The organism is Flavobacterium sp. UBA2787 (genome assembly GCA_002352205.1).
In the GTDB taxonomy this organism is placed as follows: domain Bacteria; phylum Bacteroidota; class Bacteroidia; order Flavobacteriales; family Flavobacteriaceae; genus Flavobacterium.
In genome coordinates, this window is record DEHZ01000016.1 from 139,242 (window position 1) to 157,320 (window position 18,079).

General features: G+C 34.0%; 12 protein-coding genes and 1 CRISPR repeat array. Of the genes, 8 read left to right on the plus strand and 4 right to left on the minus strand.

Annotated features, from left to right (window positions below; genetic code table 11):
- Position 1: 1 nt before the first annotated feature.
- Positions 2-3,061 carry a DNA polymerase III subunit alpha gene (locus B4N66_RS15880; protein ID WP_291096148.1) on the minus strand — a complete coding sequence of 1,020 codons (3,060 nt, stop codon included), beginning with the start codon at positions 3,059-3,061 and terminating at the stop codon, positions 2-4.
- Positions 3,061-4,275, minus strand: coding sequence for a DNA polymerase IV (dinB, locus tag B4N66_RS15885; protein ID WP_291096150.1), 1,215 nt, complete (start codon positions 4,273-4,275; stop codon positions 3,061-3,063). Before dinB ends, B4N66_RS15880 begins: the two co-directional genes overlap by 1 nt.
- Before the next feature lie 98 nt (positions 4,276-4,373).
- On the opposite strand from dinB, the gene B4N66_RS15890 reads away from it, so the two are divergent.
- Positions 4,374-5,147: an XRE family transcriptional regulator gene (locus B4N66_RS15890; protein WP_291096152.1), complete on the plus strand. Its 774-nt coding sequence runs from the start codon at positions 4,374-4,376 to the stop codon at positions 5,145-5,147.
- Between the two features lie 68 nt (positions 5,148-5,215).
- Here the strand turns inward: B4N66_RS15890 and B4N66_RS15895 are convergent, their stop codons facing one another.
- The gene (locus tag B4N66_RS15895) at positions 5,216-5,689 is read right to left on the minus strand and encodes an acyl-CoA thioesterase (RefSeq protein ID WP_291096154.1); all 474 of its coding nucleotides are present in this window, start codon (positions 5,687-5,689) and stop codon (positions 5,216-5,218) included.
- Positions 5,690-6,473: 784 nt separating this feature from the next.
- The gene (locus B4N66_RS15900) at positions 6,474-7,340 is read right to left on the minus strand and encodes a hypothetical protein (RefSeq protein WP_291096156.1); all 867 of its coding nucleotides are present in this window, start codon (positions 7,338-7,340) and stop codon (positions 6,474-6,476) included.
- 354 nt (positions 7,341-7,694) lie between these two features.
- Here B4N66_RS15900 and B4N66_RS15905 point away from each other — a divergent pair, with 354 nt between their 5' ends.
- The 7 genes from B4N66_RS15905 (at position 7,695) to cas9 (ending at position 17,360) form a co-directional block, all read left to right on the plus strand.
- Positions 7,695-7,871 carry a hypothetical protein gene (locus B4N66_RS15905; RefSeq protein ID WP_291096158.1) on the plus strand — a complete coding sequence of 59 codons (177 nt, stop codon included), beginning with the start codon at positions 7,695-7,697 and terminating at the stop codon, positions 7,869-7,871.
- A gap of 125 nt (positions 7,872-7,996) precedes the next feature.
- On the plus strand, positions 7,997-9,622 hold the full coding sequence (locus B4N66_RS15910) for a tetratricopeptide repeat-containing sensor histidine kinase (RefSeq protein ID WP_291096159.1): 1,626 nt from the start codon (positions 7,997-7,999) through the stop codon (positions 9,620-9,622).
- Between the two features lie 6 nt (positions 9,623-9,628).
- Positions 9,629-10,294, plus strand: a complete 666-nt coding sequence (locus B4N66_RS15915) for a response regulator transcription factor (RefSeq protein WP_291096160.1) — start codon at positions 9,629-9,631, stop codon at positions 10,292-10,294.
- A 576-nt stretch (positions 10,295-10,870) separates the two neighbouring features.
- Positions 10,871-11,194, plus strand: a complete 324-nt coding sequence (locus B4N66_RS15920; RefSeq protein WP_291096161.1) for a YegP family protein — start codon at positions 10,871-10,873, stop codon at positions 11,192-11,194.
- An 82-nt stretch (positions 11,195-11,276) separates the two neighbouring features.
- Positions 11,277-11,714, plus strand: a complete 438-nt coding sequence (locus B4N66_RS15925) for a hypothetical protein (protein WP_291096163.1) — start codon at positions 11,277-11,279, stop codon at positions 11,712-11,714.
- 4 nt (positions 11,715-11,718) lie between these two features.
- A complete protein-coding gene (locus B4N66_RS15930; protein WP_414654168.1) occupies positions 11,719-12,780 on the plus strand; it encodes a type I restriction endonuclease in 1,062 nt (353 codons plus the stop codon).
- Positions 12,781-13,013: 233 nt separating this feature from the next.
- Positions 13,014-17,360, plus strand: coding sequence for a type II CRISPR RNA-guided endonuclease Cas9 (gene cas9 / locus B4N66_RS15935; RefSeq protein WP_291096165.1), 4,347 nt, complete (start codon positions 13,014-13,016; stop codon positions 17,358-17,360).
- 165 nt (positions 17,361-17,525) lie between these two features.
- Positions 17,526-18,021: a CRISPR direct-repeat array (repeat unit 36 nt; unit sequence GTTGTGGTTTGATTAAAGATTAGAAAACACGATATT).
- Positions 18,022-18,079 lie beyond the last annotated feature (58 nt).

The window sequence follows — 18,079 nt, forward strand, 5'->3', positions numbered from 1 at the left end:
TTTAGTTTTGCTTCATCTTTTGTCGTGGCAAATTAATTTCGTGTTCCTGAGGATACGGTGCTCGGTGCGTCATACTTACATCTTCCCGAATTTGTTGCTGTGTTTGAAAACGTTTTTCATCCGTTGCCGAATAACGAGAATCGGGAATAAATGGCATCTTTTCCATTTTTGAAATGGTGATGGTGGGAAAATGATAATCCACCTCCACCTGACCAAGAAGCAAATAACATCCTCCCCCTTTAAAAGGATACTTTTGAAGACAATCAGCAAAATGAGCGGTGTCAAAAAAATCGCCTTCTGCATCTATCCACGTTCCAAAATACATGTCGCCTCGTTTGGTGGGCACGTGTTTTCGGGAAATTAAATACGCCAACATCCGAACGGTTTTCTTGTGGTGTTTAGTCAAATCCCGTGCCATAACGTCTCCTCGATATTTAGTTTGCAACAAATTAAAAGGCGTAACTGAGACCGGAAAATCAAGCAATTCAATTTCATCAAAGGCATCTTCAAAAGGCGAACGCTCCACAATCGGCAACTTATACTCTTTAACTGGTTCCCGAATTAAAAGTAAATGACGATGCTCGGGTTTAAAGTTAATTAAAATTAATCTTGCAATGATTAGCAATTCATTTTTGGGTTTTCCTGTAAATCGGAATGCTCCTATAAAAATCAAGATTTGAATTCCCTCAATACCAATCGGAACTCGATTGATAAAATCTTCCAAGGAAATATACAAACCATTTTCTATGCGTTCATTTACCAAAAGTTCAGCTGTTTTTAAATCCAAACTCTTCAAATGTTGAAAGCCTAAATAGATATTTTTACCATATACCGTGGTTTGATACTCACTTGTATTGACACAAGGATTATGGATTTTAGCACCGGACATTCGAGCTTCGTGCACATACACTTCGGTTCTGTAAAACCCTCCAAAATTATTAATAACTGCCGTCATAAATTCAATCGGATAATAGGTTTTCAAATATAAACTTTGATAGCTTTCAACCGCATACGAAGCAGAGTGTGCTTTACAAAAAGAATAACCGGCAAACGATTCAATTTGACGATATATTTCCTGACTTAATTGTTCAGGATGTCCTTGCTTTTTACAACAATCAAAAAAATTGTCTTTTACTTTTTGCAACGCGGCTTTAGAACGTCCCTTTCCGCTCATCGCACGACGAAGAATATCGCCATCAGCAGCCGGAAGTCCGCCATAATGCAAAGCAATTTTAATAACATCTTCTTGATACACCATAATGCCGTAGGTTTCTCCCAACTGTTCTTTAAACACCTCATGAAAGTATTCAAAACGGTCAGGATAATTATGGCGAAAAATATACTCTTTCATCATTCCTGATTGGGCAACTCCCGGACGTATGATGGAGGAAGCGGCCACTAATACTTTATAATTATCACATTTTAATCGTCTCAGTAAACCACGCATGGCAGGACTTTCTATGTAAAAACAGCCAATGGTTTTGCCTTCACTCAATAGTTCATTACAAATTTTTTCGTCTTTGGATAACGACGTATCTCGGATATCAACTTCAATGCCTTGATTTTGCTTAATCAGTTTCACCGTATCATCGATGTGACCAATACCTCGCTGACTTAAAATATCAAATTTATCAAAACCAATGTCTTCCGCCACATGCATATCAAACTGAACAATGGGAAATCCTTTAGGTGGCATTTCCAAAGCAGTAAAATTGGTAATCGGTTCTTCGGAAATAAGAATGCCACACGAATGCATACTGCGTTGGTTAGGATATTTTTCGAGTAAGATACCGTATTCTTGCACTAACTTCACCACTTCACTTTTATGATGGGTTTTCATTGGATTTTTGGCTAATTCGTCCAACTCTTCTTTGGGTAAACCAAATACCTTCCCTACTTCACGAAAAATGGAACGGTATTTAAATTCTACATTCGTCCCACAAAATGCCACATGGTCTGCACCATATTTTGAAAAAATATAATCTAGAATCGTATCTCTTTCCCGCCACGACCAGTCAATATCAAAATCGGGAGGTGACTTTCGATTGACATTTAAAAAACGTTCAAAATACAAGTCAAGTTCGAGTGGACAGATATTAGTAATATCTAAACAATAAGCAATGATGCTGTTGGCTCCACTCCCACGCCCGATGTGTAAAAATCCACGGCTGATGCTGTAGCGAACGATATCCCATGTAATAAGGAAATAACCGCTGAACTCTAATTCGTTGATGACTTTCAATTCTTTTTCTACTCGGGCTTTGGCTTCGGGATTGTTAGAGCCATATCTTCGAATCATTCCTTCGTAAGCCAGTTTGATCAATAAGGCACTGTCTTCTTGTTGGTTGTTGGTAAAGTGTTTTTTATTTTTTGGTGTGAAAAAATCATATTCAAAATTACAAGCGTCGATAATGGCTTTTGTGTTTGCAATGATTTGTGGATAATCAGTGTATTTATCGATAAGGTTTTCTAACGGAATCATCACTTGAGTTACTTTACAATAATCGGTTTCGGTGAGTTTTGAACCAAGTATGTTTAGGTCAATGGCTCGAAGGATTTTATGCAGATTGTATTCTTTTTTAGTTCTGTATGTTACGGTTTGCAAGATGGCCATTTTGTTCAATCTTCGCTTCCAAACGTAGTTGTATAACTTGGGAAGTTGCTCCGGTGCAATCCCAATAAATTCATTCTCATTCAACGTTTCCGGAATGGAATCAAACGGATAAATGATTATTGTATTTTCAAAATCAGGTGCTTTTTCCGGTAGTGGCGTGTTGTCGAAATTGTGTTTGGTTACTAATCGGTTCATTTCTGCAATGCCTTTTTTGTTTTTGGCTAAACCGATGTAGAGTTGTTTTCCCTCGTTGCGAAAATCAATTCCAACGAGCGGTTTAATGTTTACTGCTTGGCAGGCTTTATAAAAATCATAAATGCCGGTTACCGTATTAATATCCGTTAATGCCATAGCCGTCACACCAAACAATACTGCCTGTTCCACTAATTCCTGTAGTGGAATTGTACCATAACGCAACGAATGATAGGAATGGCAATTGAGGTACATTAGTCTGTATTGTTTGATTTTGGAATGATTGATTGACTTCTGGGATTAGAAATGATGTTACCTGCTTTGGAGGTAATGTTTCTTCCGCCACAACGGGTCACTGCATCATAGCCAAATCGGTTTTTGATTTTATCCATCGCTTGGTATAAGGCGATCATTTCTTCGGTATCTTCAAACATGTCGATTTGATAGGTTCCACGCACTAAACCGGCAAAGGAAACGCCAACCAATCGGATTCGCATACGACGATTGTACAGCTTGTTGAATAACTCAATGGCTATCTTGCTTAAAACATGGTCACAAGACGTGTAGGCAATTTTACGTTGTACATTTTCCGTATCAAAATTGGCATAGCGAATTTTGACTACTACCGTTGAAACTAACCATTGCTCTGCTCGGGCTTGGTAGGCTAGTTTTTCTACCATTCCTAAAATTAAGGATTGTACTTTTTTAATATCAATTATATCTTGCAAATAGGTGTGCTCGGTGGAAAGTGATTTTCTTTCTCGGTACGGTTCCACCGGTGCATTGTCAATGCCGTTGGCTTTTTTCCAGATTTCCAATCCGTTTTTGCCGATCATACTTTGCAGTACTTCCGCAGGTGTTTCGGCTAATTTTTCAATGTTGCGAATGCCAAGTCGGGAAAGTAAATTAAAAGTCACTTCGCCCAACATGGGTATTTTTCGTATGGATAACGGATTTAGAAACGGCTTTACCATACTTTCCGAAATTTCCAAATTGCCGTTGGGTTTGCCTTCACCTGTGGCAATTTTAGAAACGGTTTTGTTTACGGATAACGCAAAACTGATAGGTAATCCGGTTTCTTTGGTGATGGTTTGGGTTAATTCATTCGTCCATTTGTAACAGCCGTAAAATTTATCCATTCCCGTAATGTCGAGGTAAAATTCATCTATGCTTGCCTTTTCGACCAGTGGTGAATTTTCTTCAATGATTTGGGTAACTTCATGTGATTTTTTTGAAAACAATTCCATGTCGCCTTTTACGATTTTGGCTTGTGGACATAGTTGCATTGCCATTCGGATTGGCATGGCAGAGCGTACTCCAAAATAACGAGCTTCATACGAACAAGAAGCCACGACTCCTCTTTCGCCACCGCCTACAATTAGTGGAATCCCATTTAATTGTGGGCTTTCTAATCGGATGCAAGAGACGAAAAAAGTGTCTAAATCCATGTGAACGATGGCACGTGACATAGTGTTTTGAATTTTTGAAGTTGAAATTATTTTACAAAATTAGGACGTTTAATCCCTAAAATAATTATCTTTGTAGTGACTTAAAATCCCTTTAACATATGTTGTATATTTCCGACAATTTAAAATGGTTGCGAAGTAAGCAGAACTTGTCGCAACAGGAAGCTGCGGACGGAATGAAGTTGCCTTTGGATCGTTATAAGAAATACGAATACGGTAAGAACACACCACCGGCAGAAACGTTGCTAATTATTTCGAGGTATTACCACATTAGTATTGATTTGCTTTTAACGGTGGATTTACGAAAAACCTCCATTGACGATTTAGTTCGGTTAGAAGACAACCGTATAGTGTTGCCTATTACGGTGAATAGTGACGGACAAAATTTGGTTGAAATAATTACTCACAAAGCCAAAGCCGGTTATGCCGCAGGCGGTTATGCTGATTTTACGTTTATGTCGCAACTCGAACACATTTCACTTCCTTGGCTCAATAAAAACGAAAAATACCGCACGTTTCCTGTTGATGGTGATTCTATGCCACCACACAACAGTAAGTCGTTTATCATTGCAAAATATGTTGAAAAGTTGGGTGATGTAGTAGATGGAAAAACGTATATCGTGATTACTACTAATAATGAAATGGTTTACAAGCGATTGAATAAGAATGGGAAAAATATCTTTACATTAAATTCCGATAATACTTTTTATAAACCGTATGATGTGAAATTTTCGGAGATTGCTGAGATCTGGGAATATGTGGGTAGTATTGAACGGGAGAATTTTAAACCGGAGAATTATACTTCCGAAAATTTAGAAAGAATAATTAGAAAACTTCAAAATGATGTAATGGAAATTAAAGATAGGATTTCATAATCATAAAATTTTCAATATCTTATTACTTCTAGTAATTTGAGACGGAAATCTTTTTCGTATAATACAATTTACTTAATAAAAGTCTGCATTTCATTCTCGATATTCACACGAAGTTGCTTCAATTTTAACGCATACGCCTCCAATTGCTTTTCATGATCGGTTTTTGGAACCCATTTTTTTACCGGTAATGGTTTTCCATCGCTGTCAACTGATACAAAAACAATCACACAATGTGTTTTTTTGGTAAATGATTCTTCGTTGAGTTTTCGCGAGTACACATCAATAGCGATATGAATACTCGTTTTTCCGGTCAATATAATGTATGCATCAATTTTTACCAAATCACCAATGTTAATGGGCTTGTAGAAACGGATTCCGCCCACATAAACTGTCACACAATAGGTTTCAGACCATGTTCTTGCACAGGTATACGCTGTTTGGTCGATCCATTTCATCACCGAACCGCCATGCACTTTACCGCCAAAATTCACGTCGGTAGGTTCGCTAATAAACTGGAAGGTTATTTTGTGTGTTTCTTTCATGACTTTCGGATTTATTAAATTAGTAGAACTATCGTAAAGATAAGCAATTAAACTTTTTCACTTTCAAAGGATTTTGCTTCGACAATGCATTACCTGTTTGAATATAGCGGATAGCCATTCTACGACAAAAAAGAAGAGAAAATTATAAACCCTATAAAGTCAAATTTTCCAGAATTTCACAAATATGGAAATGTGTTGGTAGTTTGTAAAGATTAAATTTAAAAACCCACAAATTATACTTCGGAGAGTTTAGAAGGAATAATCAGAAAACTTCAAAATAATGTGATGGAAATTAGGGTGAGGATTTCGTAATGACACACAATTAAAAAAAAATATCTTCCTCAGTACTATAGTTTTTAAAGAATTCAGAACGAGAGATTGCATTCTTACAATAACAGATAAATATACAGTAGATCATTTCATCACCATGCCTTTGTTTCGAATGATTTAATATGAAATCTAGTACCAGTTGATAAAAACTCTAACACTACCAAAGGCGATAAGCTGCCAATAATGGAAACGCTTTTCATTGACTTTTTTAAAATTCAAAAACAGCTTTCGTAATCATAAGCCATTATGTTCTTTGGAATTGAAATTTTATTAATTCTAATTTTTACCATTAGCTTTACCTAGAATATCTAATCCAGTTAATAAACTTATCATATCCCAACTATACCGTTTTCCAAAATATAATAGTAATTAAAACTTCTATATCACTTCAAAATTGCTTGCTGAATTGCTTGATATTTAACAAACAAATAAGTTTCTGAAAATAAAATTGTTACTATTTTTTCCGCTCCACATAATTTGAAATAATATATGCACTAACCTTTTTCAATTGCCCGCCAGTCTCAGGATGAAAACCATCCCCTAGCGAATTAAAAAATTCCGGCTTACCGTTTACTTTACAATACCAATACAAAGGCTTTCCCTGTTTATTAAAAAAAGTTGTTGTGTCATTCACTTCTATTTTTCTAAAATTCAATAAACTTTTATCCAATGGAATAACGGGATTTTTTGAGGAATTTTTATTATGACCCATACATTCTACTACTTCATAATGATCCACTTGCCATTGCATGCATTGCTTATCAGTGAACACAAATTTGGATAACGAAAATCCGCCCAAAAGCGAAGCGATAATTAGAAAAATGGTGATGAATTTATTTTTTCCTATCCAAAAAATGAAACCTCTCTTCTTGTAACTCCCATTTTCCTTCTTTCCGCCATTCTCAGGCACAGTTGGTTTATCAGGCTCCATTAAATCACCTTCTAAAAATTTATAACTTTCGCTTGTTGAAAATACTTTATAAGGCCTTTCAATAAAACTGACAAGTATGGCCGCTATTTCAATCCGAGTAGGATTATCCATATCTTTTTCTCCTTTTAAAAAAGAAATTATCGTCTTAAACTTATCAATATTTATTCTATTAATCGCTCTTTTCAACGCTTCATTTTCATTCTGTTCAAAGAAAATTCGAAATACTTCTTCATCACTTTTATTTAAACCTTTATCACTTAGTAACAAACACAATGTACGCAACTGAGCAGGTGTAGGATTTGCCAAAATACCACTGACATCATCCATTTTACAAAGACCATACTGTTCTTTTATGGCTAATTTGTAATCCTTAAAAGTATTTTTTCTCATAAAAAAGGAAATTGAATTTCGGATTTTTTTAGATTTTTCCGGAACTATCGGAATTCATCGGAATTATCGGAATTCCTTATCAACACTACCACAAAAACCACATTCCTTTGCTTCAGAATTTGTTTTTGTTCTAACCTGCAATTGGAACAAATGTACAAAACAGATTCAAAAAAAGTGTCGCTCAACAGAACTGAAATTGTATCAGGGAAGTATACCAAGACGGTTTTGTTGTAGCACACTTTACTTCCCAACAATTCATTGAGTACTCATTTCTTATCGGATAAAATCCGAAACGCTCATTTGGTTTAAAAAACCGAACAGCAAAATCCATGTTCAATTTTAAATTTCAGTATCATGAAAAAAATACTTTTTATATCACTATTTTGTACAGCATTGGGTCTTTTTACTTCTTGCTCGGCAGACGATGTAGAAGAACAAAGCATGTCTGTAGCGGCAGATGACACCGGAGGTCAGAGTGGTTTTGGTCAAATTAAACCACCACCACCTCCACCACCGGGAGTTGGAGGTTAATTTCTAGACAATCTTATTTTGTAAATAGAAATTTGTAAATTCGGGAAATGAAAAGAAAACTATCTTTTTGTTTCCCGATTTTATTTGCAGTCTTGTTTGTTTTTAACGGCTGCGAAAAAACTGCAATGAATAAAACCGAAAAGAACCATTCTGAAAAGGGTTATCAAAACAGAAAAAAAGCAGAAACTTTCCTGGAAAAGCAAATGCAAGACAGTGCTTTTTATTATTTCAACCTTTCCAAAGAAGATTTTTTACAAAAGCAAGACAGCCTAAATGTTGCGTACAATTTACTCATGATGGCTCAACTGCAAAAAATCTCCGGCGACTATAATGGATGTGAAGCAACTACCACCGAAGCCCTGCCGTTTTTAAAAGCTGATGACACAACTTATCTTCCGGAAGCTTACAATTTAATTGGAATGTGTCATCAAGAACTTTTCAATTATGCAAAAGCCATTGAATTCTTCAGCAAAGCCATTCTTTTGTCAAACGACAAACTCAACCAGTCCATCTATAAAAATAATCGGGCGGTAGTGTACAATTTGATGAATGAACATACGATTGCGAAAAGTGAATTTGAAGCACTCATGAGTCTCGATGCTGTAAAACAAAATCAGGAAACAAAAGCTCGGGTGATAGATAATTATGGCTTCACATTATGGCAAATGAAAAACCTTAATGCGATCGATTTTTTAAATCAGGGGTTTTCAATTCGCACCTCCATTCAAGACCACAATGGATTAGTGACCAGCAACTATAATTTAGGAGAATTTTACGCCCAAAGAGACAAAAATAAAGCTATTTCATTTTTGGTAACTGCCCTAAAGGAAGCTAAAAAAATCAACAATCCCGATGACCAATTGGTTGTATTAAAACTTTTGTATCAAATTGAAAACGATAAATCACATTTAGAAAACTATGTACAATTATCGGATAGCATTAGTAAAGTGAGACAACTTGCAAAAAACCAATTTGCCTCAATTAAATATGATTTCTTTCGTAAAAATCAAGCCCTATTAAAGCTTGAAAAAGCGAATAGTGAAAAAGAATTATTACTGGAAAAAACCAGAAACAGAAACTTGTTGATGTGGTTTGTGTTTTCGTTTGCAGTACTAAGTGCAACCTATTATATTTATGCACTCAATCAAAAAAGAAAGCGACAAATCCAAGAGCAATCCTACCGCACCGAAACCCGAATTTCCAAACGCATCCACGACGAATTAGCCAACGATGTTTTTACTGCGATGACCTTTACACAAACCCAAAACTTGGAAAATCCGATTTCAAAAGAGGCACTTCTAGACAATCTTGAACACATTTACCAACGTACTCGTGATATTTCAAAAGAAAACAGCGACATCCGAACCGATGAAAATTATGAACCCGATTTATTTGGAATGATTGACGGATATGGCGATACTAATTTAAATGTAATCCGAAAAGTAAACGAGCCAATCCATTGGCAAAAAATAACCCCCGAGAAAAAGATCACCTTGCAACGAGTGCTACAGGAATTTTTAATCAACACCAAAAAACATAGTGAAGCAACCGTTGTGATTATTGACTTTTCGGAGGATAGGAAAAACATATCGGTAACCTACACCGACAATGGAATTGGACTAAAAAACACGCAACAACGCAAGTCAGGTTTACAAAATGCGGAAAACCGTATTTTAGCCGTTAAAGGAAATATTACTTTTGACAATACTATTCAAAAAGGATTTAAAGTAACAGTAGTCATTCCTAAATAATTGCGTATGTTCAAAAAGATTTTAATAGCCGAAGATCTCGATTCAATTAGCCTAGCGGTACAACATGTGTTGAACGAACTTCATCTCAACTTATATTTACACGACAAATATTGCGAAGGAGCATTCTTAAAAATCAAAAAAGGATTGGTTGATAACGAGCCATTCGACCTATTGATTACCGATTTATCTTTCAAAGAAGATGGTCGGGAAAGCAAATTGGCTTCGGGAGAACAGTTGATTGCTGCCGTTAAAGCCATTCAACCTAACATTAAAGTGATTGTGTATTCTGTAGAAGAAAAAGAATACCGTATTAAATCATTATTTGAAAAATTAACCATTGATGGATTTGTACTCAAAGGCAGAGAAAGTTTATACCAACTCAAAACAGCCATTAAAACGGTAGCCCAAAACAAAACCTATATTTCACCGGAAGTGCATCATGTTTTACAAAACAAAACCGGTTCGCAAATTGACGAATTTGACATTAATCTTCTTAAGTACCTTTCTTATGGAATCGCTCAAGAGGAAATGGAAAACGTGTTTAAAGAAAAAGGCATCAAACCCTGTAGCAAAAGCACTATTGAAAAACGATTAGGAAAACTAAAAATCCTTTTCAAAGCGAATAATCCTGTGCACTTGGTAGCGATTGCTAAGGATTTGGGGATTATTTGATTTGGTTTTCTGTTGTCTGTTCCTGATTACTTCGACTGACAACTTACTCTCAATGGAACACGGATTTAGCGGATTAGCTAAAGCTAAACGCAGGTTTTCACAGATTTTGATAGCTTCGCTATATTGGATTAAAAGGGATTGTTCGGAGGACATTTTCATTTGAATAACTTTTTTTGCTAAACTGAGACTGAAAACTGAGACTGCGACTGAACACTAACTGGTATGGGAACACGGATCGAACGGATTAGCTAAAGCTAAACGCAGATTTTTACAGATTTTGATTGCTTAGCTATAATGGATTAAAAGTGATTCGTTCGGAAAACATTTTCATCTGAACAACTTTTAATTAAACTTTGACTGAAAAACTGTGACTGCGACTTTTATGGTTCTCTTAGAAAACACAGAAATTAATAATTTTTCTATATAAAATTGAGATTTTAAACTTCAAATTCTAGCTATCGAATAACAGATAACCAACAACCTACAGAGACAAAAAAATCTTCAATTACGGATTCCCGTAAAACACCTCTTTCTTTTCGGCTTATTTTTGGAGAAATTTAACCCAAACCCCAACAAATGCCACACTTTATTATTCAACAAAACGAGTCCGGAATATGGTTTTATGAACTGGTATCTGAAGAAGGAAGCGTATTGCTCACGGGTACTAAACACGATTTTAAACAAAGTTGCCTTGGAGAAATTCTATCTGTACGAATGAATGGCGTGTATGCAGAAAGTTATGAACTTCGTGTTTCGCCAAGCAAAGACTATTTTTTTATCCTTCGTTCGATGGGAAGTGAAAAAGTAATTGGCGTGAGCGAAATGTACAGCCATCCTGAAGGTTGCGAAAAAGCCATTACTCAAATTAAAAAGTACGTTGAAAAAGCGAAAGTGAAATAAATTGAGCTGTTTTACGGGAATCCGTAAAATAGTGATTTTGAATGTGTTTAAGTTTGGCTAATTAATCTTTAAAAATTATCAAATGAAATCAAAATTATTACTTATTGTATTAAGCTCATTCGCTATTGTTTCTTGTAAAACAATTAAATCAGGCACATCAAAATCAATTGATATTTCCGGCGTTGGCGTAATTCACAAACCCGTTATCGCTGATTTAGAAATTGCTCCGCAGAAATCAACCAAAACGATGGTGATTAAAAACATGGAGTTGTTGTCTAATGCCAAAAATGAAATTATCCGAATTTTATTAAATGAAAACAACGCCGATTTATTGGTGGAACCCAAATTTGACTCAACCACCAAAAACGGTAAAACCGAATTAACCGTAACAGGTTGGTTAGCTTATTACAAAAACTTCCGCACCATCGAAGAAAAAGATTTGAAATTAATTGAAATCAGACCCGCAGTGATTAGACAAGTGGAGACGAACCAATCGAGTATTTTGGAGAATAAAAAATAAGATGATGATGGAAATACAACCACAACTCAAAGCTTTAGCCGAAAAAATCAATCTGCTAAAAGACAAAATTGATACGGAAGAATCGACCAAACACGCTTTTGTATTGCCTTTTATTAATATTTTAGGGTATGATTCATTCAATCCGACCGAAGTTGTTCCTGAATTTACTGCCGATTTAGGTTTAAAAAAAGGCGAGAAAGTAGATTATGCTATTTTTCAGAATGGCGACCCGATTTTGATTATCGAATGTAAAAATTGGAAAGAAAAACTAACGGTGCACAACTCGCAATTGTTTCGCTATTTTCATGTCACCAAAACACGATTCTCGTTATTAACAAACGGCATTCACTATCAATTTTTTACCGATTTAGAGCACACAAACAAAATGGATGAAAAGCCATTTTTAGAATTTGAAATCACCAATTTAAAAGACAATGTAGTGAGCGAAATCGCCAAGTTTCACAAAATGACTTTTGATGTGAACAAGATTGTAAACAACGCAAGTTCGCTCAAATATACCAAAGAAATCAAAAAGCAAATAGACAACGAACTTGAAAATCCGTCTGCGGAGTTTGTCAAATTGTTTGCTAACAAAGTCTATTCCGGAAGGCTGACTGAAAAAGTAGTAGAAGAATTTAAAGAATTGGTTCAAAAAGGTTTTAACCAATTTATCAGTGAAAAGATCAATGACCGATTGAATGCCGCTCTTAACAAAGAAGCTCAAAAACAAAAAGAAGAGCAAATTGAGGTAGCTCTTGAAGATGAAAACCGTATCACCACCACAGAGGAAGAGTTGGATGCTTTCCGCATTGTGATTGCCATTTTACGCCGAAAACTTTCTGTAGAACGCATTGTTCACCGCGACACGCAATCCTATTTTGGTATTCTGTTAGACGACAATAACCGCAAACCTTTATGCCGTTTACACCTCAACGGAAGCAAAAAATACATAGGCCTGTTTCATGAAAACAAAACCGAAACCAAACAACCGTTGCAAAGCATTGATGATATTTATTTGTTTGAGAAGGAGTTGTTGGAGACGGTTGGGATTTATGAAGGGGAGTAATAGTAAAAAAAACATCCATAATGGGTGTTTTTTTTATGCAAAAAAAGTCCCACCGAAGCAGGACTAAAGATTTTCATCTACGGCATATAGCCTTATTGTGATAAGATTAAAGATTAGAATAAAATTATCTATTGCAAATATAACAATAACTTTTTTTAGTTGGATTACGGATTTCCGTAAAATTGTTAATTTTCTTTTTATTACTTTTAGAAATTGTATAAAAACAGGTTATTATGGCAAGAATTTTAGGATTGGATTTGGGGACTAATAGTATTGGGTGGGCTATTGTGGATAGAGAAGGTGTTGATTTTTCTCTTGTTGAGAAAGGTGTAAGGATATTTTCTGAGGGAGTAAAGTCTGAAAAGGGTATTGAAAGTTCTCGTGCAGCTGAGCGAACCGGCTATAGAAGTGCAAGAAAAATTAAGTATCGCAGAAAGTTAAGAAAATATGAAACCTTGAAAGTTCTTTCAGCAAACGGAATGTGTCCATTATCGATTGAAGAAGTTGAAGAATGGAAAAAATCTAGTTTTAAAAATTATCCGCTAAAACCTGAATTTATAAAATGGCTGCGAACTAGTGAAGATGAAAATATTAATCCTTATTTTTTCAGAGATAAAGCAAGTAAACAAAAAGTTGCATTGTATGAACTTGGAAGAGCTTTGTATCATATTGCTCAACGAAGAGGTTTTTTGAGCAATCGTTTAGATCAAACAGCCGAAGGAGTTTTTGAAGAGCATAATCCTCAAATACAAATTTTAATTGAGGATTTAGATAATTCAAGTTCAATTTTAAATGATTTAAAGGATTACTTTATTAATCTTGGAATTATTGATGAAACAGAAAAAGGAGGTTTTAAAAAAGAGTTGGATGAAGGCGAGAAAAAGCTGAAATCTCTTTATAATTCTTTGGTAGCAATTGCTAAAAAGAATGAAAGTGACATTGTGAATTGTAAAGAAGAACTTATTACCAGATTAAATAAGAAAGAAGATTTAGGAAAAGTGAAAGGTGAAATTAAAGATATTTCACAAGCTATGCTTGATGGAAACTTTAAAACTTTAGGTCAGTATTTTTTTAGTCTGTACAACAAAGGAAAAATTAGAAATCAATATACTTCAAGAGAAGAACATTATTTGAGTGAATTTATAGCAATTTGTAAAGTTCAAGGAATTCAAAGAATTGATGAAAATGAAAAACTTCCAGAAAAGAAATTTACTGGTTTAGCAAAAGACTTGTACAGAGCTATTTTTTTTCAAAGACCATTGAAATCTCAAAAAGGATTGATTGGAAAATGTTCCTTTGAAACAAGTAAATCTCGTTGTGCAATTTCACATCCTGATTTTGAAGAATACAGAATGTGGACCTATTTGAATACGATTAAAATTGGAACTCAAAGCGAAAAAACATTGCGTTTTCTTACACAAGAAGAAAAATTAAAATTAGTTCCGAAATTTTACAGAAAAAATGATTTCAATTTTGAAGTTTTAGCTAAAGAATTAATTGAAAAAGGTGCGAGTTTTGGATTTTATAAATCTTCTAAAAAGAGCGATTATTTTTATTGGTTCAATTACAAACCAACTGATACAGTTTCTGCTTGTCAAGTTTCTGCATCATTAAAAAATGTGACCGGAGAAGATTGGAAAACAAAAACATTCACTTACAAAACTTTAAATGCTAAAAAAGAAGAGATAATAAAATCAGTTGATTACAAAGATTTGTGGCATTTACTATCAGTAGCAACTTCGGATGATTATTTATATGAATATGCAAAAGGCAAACTAGGTTTTGATGATAAAAACGCAAAAGCTTTCAGCAAAATCAAATTGAAAAAAGATTTTGCAAGTTTAAGTTTGTCTGCAATTAATAAAATTCTTCCTTACATCAAAGAAGGATTGTTGTATTCTCACGCTGTTTTTATGGCAAACATCGAAAACATTGTTGACGAGGATATTTGGAATGATAAACTTCAACGAAAATACATTCAAACTCAAATTGCTGAAATAGTTGAAAATTATACGTTTGAAAAAAGTCAATTAGAAATAATTAATGGACTTATTAAAGATTGTAAACTAAAAGAAGAATATTACTCCAAAGAAGCAGAATCCATTTATAAGAGTGATTTAGCCAGCAAATTAGTTTTATTTTATAAAAATCAAACCATTGAAAACGAATCTGAACAAAAAGCTATTCTTGATGAGGTATTTCCAATTTTTATTGAGCAATTAAAAAAGCAGGAATTCATAAAAGTAAAACGATTGGATGAAAAAGTTTTGGAATTTCTTTCAGGAGAAAATCAAGACGGTGAAGTTTTTTGTAGTAATCCAAAAAGACTGAAAAAGCTTTATCATCCTTCAGATATTGAAGTCTTTAAAAGGAAAATTATTAAAGATGAATTTGGAAATGAAAAAGTGGTTTTAGGAAGTCCATTGACAAATTCAATTAAAAACCCAATGGCAATGCGAGCTTTGCACCAGTTGAGAAAAGTGCTGAACACGCTCATATTTGATGGTCATGTTGATGAAAATACACGAATTCATATAGAAATGGCCCGTGAGTTAAACGATGCCAACAAAAGAAAAGGAATTCAGGATTATCAAAATGAAAATAAAAAATTCAGAGAAGAAGCCATTAAAGAAATTAAGAAACTATATTTCGAAGAATGTAAAAAAGAAGTTGAACCAACTGAAGATGATATTTTAAGATATCAATTGTGGATTGAACAAGGGAAATGTGAAATTTATGAACAAGGAAAAAACATTAGTATTTGTGATATTATAGGAAGTAATCCTGCTTATGACATTGAACACACTATTCCAAGAAGTATTTCTCAAGATAATTCACAAATGAACAAAACGCTTTGTAGTCCGCATTTTAATAGGGAGATTAAAAAACAAAAAATGCCTATTGAATTATCAAACCATTCTGAAATATTACAAAGAGTTAAGCATTGGGAAAATCAAGCAAAAGAAATAGACAATCTTATAGAGGGTTTGTCTCGCTCTATAAAGTCCGCATCAACCAAAGAAGACAAAGACAGAAAAATTAGAAAAAGACATTTTTTATCATTAAAACGAGATTATCTTCAAGGAAAGTACGACCGTTTTATTTGGACAGAACCAAAAGTAGGCTTTAAGAACAGCCAAATTCCAGATACTGGGATTATAACGAAATATTCGCAAGCTTATTTGAAATCCTATTTCAAAAGAGTAGAAAGTGTAAAAGGTGGAATGGTAGCAGAATTTAGAAAAATATGGGGAATACAAGAAAGCTATCAGGATGAAAACGGATTCAAACATTATAAAAATAAAGACAGAAGCAAACACACACATCATACTATTGATGCGATTACTATTGCCTGTATGACCAAAGACAAATATGATGTTTTGGCTCACGCTTGGACATTAGAAGATAAAGAGCAAATTCCTGAGGCTAAAAAAATACTTGCTGCATCAAAACCTTGGAAAACCTTTAAAGAAGATTTAGAAAAAATAGAAGAAGAAATTTTGGTTTCACATTATACGCCCGATAATGTTAAAAAGCAATCCAAAAAGATACTTAGAGTTCGTGGGAAAAAACAATATGTAGCAGAAATAGAAAGAGATGAAAAAGGAAAGGCAATACCAAAAAAAGATGCTAATGGAAAAGTGATCTATAAGTTAAACGAAAAAGGAGAAAAAATTCCAAGATTTCAACAAGGCGACACTATTAGAGGTTCTTTGCATCAAGATAGTATTTATGGTGCAATCAAAAACCCATTAAATACAGAAGAAATTCGTTATGTTATTCGTAAAGATTTAGAAAGTTTAAAAGCCAATGATATTGAAAGTATTGTTGATGAAACCGTTAAAGAAAAAGTAAAAGAAGCAGTTGCGAATAAAGTGCTGTTGCTTTCCTCAAATGCACAACAAAAAAATAAAATTGATGGAATAGTTTGGATGAACGAAGAGAAACAAGTTCCAATCAATAAAGTTAGAATTTATGCTAATTCTGTAAAAAATCCTTTAGAAATAAAAGAGCATAGTTTATTATCAAAATCTCGACACGAGCATAAGCAAAAAATATATGGCCAAAATGACGGAAACTATTGTATGGCATTATACGAGGGAAATGATTCAAAAGGTAAAGTCAAGAGAAGTCATTTATTAATAAATATGATGGGGGCTGCTGATTACTTCAAATTGAGTAATTCGGATAAAGATATGTATCCAATAGCACCAGAAAAAGACAATAAAAATTTACCTTTAAAATATATTTTAACAAAGGGTAAAATGGTTTTGATTTATAATAAATCAAAAGATGAATTGATAGATATGTCATCAAAAATGTTGTTAGAGAGATTATTTCAAATTACCCAAATTGATGTAGAAAAATCTGCGGAAATAAAATTATTACATCACATTGAAGCAAGAGAAAAGAAGGAAATTACAGAAGCTATGGGATTAAAAACAGGAATGAAAGGTGGAAAAAATATTGGGAATCATAAAGAATATCCTTGGATTAAGGTTGGAGTAAATTCGTTTGATTGTTTAGTTCAAGATTATGATTTTACAATTTCAGCTTCAGGCAAAATAATTTTGAAATAACTTATTCATTGTTCTTTGACATAAAGATTTTGTAACGTTAAACAGCCAAATCACAACTGAAGAGAACGGATAGAATCAGCAGAGAAGCAGGGGCTTTATTCTGTAGTTTAATTAAAAATTATAGGGTAAGATATTTTCATTTGCGTTGTTGTTTCGTTTTTGTGAGTTGTGGTTTGATTAAAGATTAGAAAACACGATATTACATTAATCGATTTAGGTACAATTACTACGTTGTGGTTTGATTAAAGATTAGAAAACACGATATTTTGTAAGCACAGCAGAATCAAACGGTCAAGTTGTGGTTTGATTAAAGATTAGAAAACACGATATTAGCTAGACAAGTTGCAGGTATATTAGGAATGTTGTGGTTTGATTAAAGATTAGAAAACACGATATTACGGTACTTTTGAATTGAACAAACCTTACAGTTGTGGTTTGATTAAAGATTAGAAAACACGATATTGACACCGATTCAACTTGACAAAATAAACAAGTTGTGGTTTGATTAAAGATTAGAAAACACGATATTGAGAGCAAGTTTAGAAACTTACGATTCTAAGTTGTGGTTTGATTAAAGATTAGAAAACACGATATTTGCATGATGAACAATTTACAAGTGCCTAAGGTTGTGGTTTGATTAAAGATTAGAAAACACGATATTGATTTATATGGTTATTTCTGGGTAGTAACGTTGTGGTTTGATTAAAGATTAGAAAACA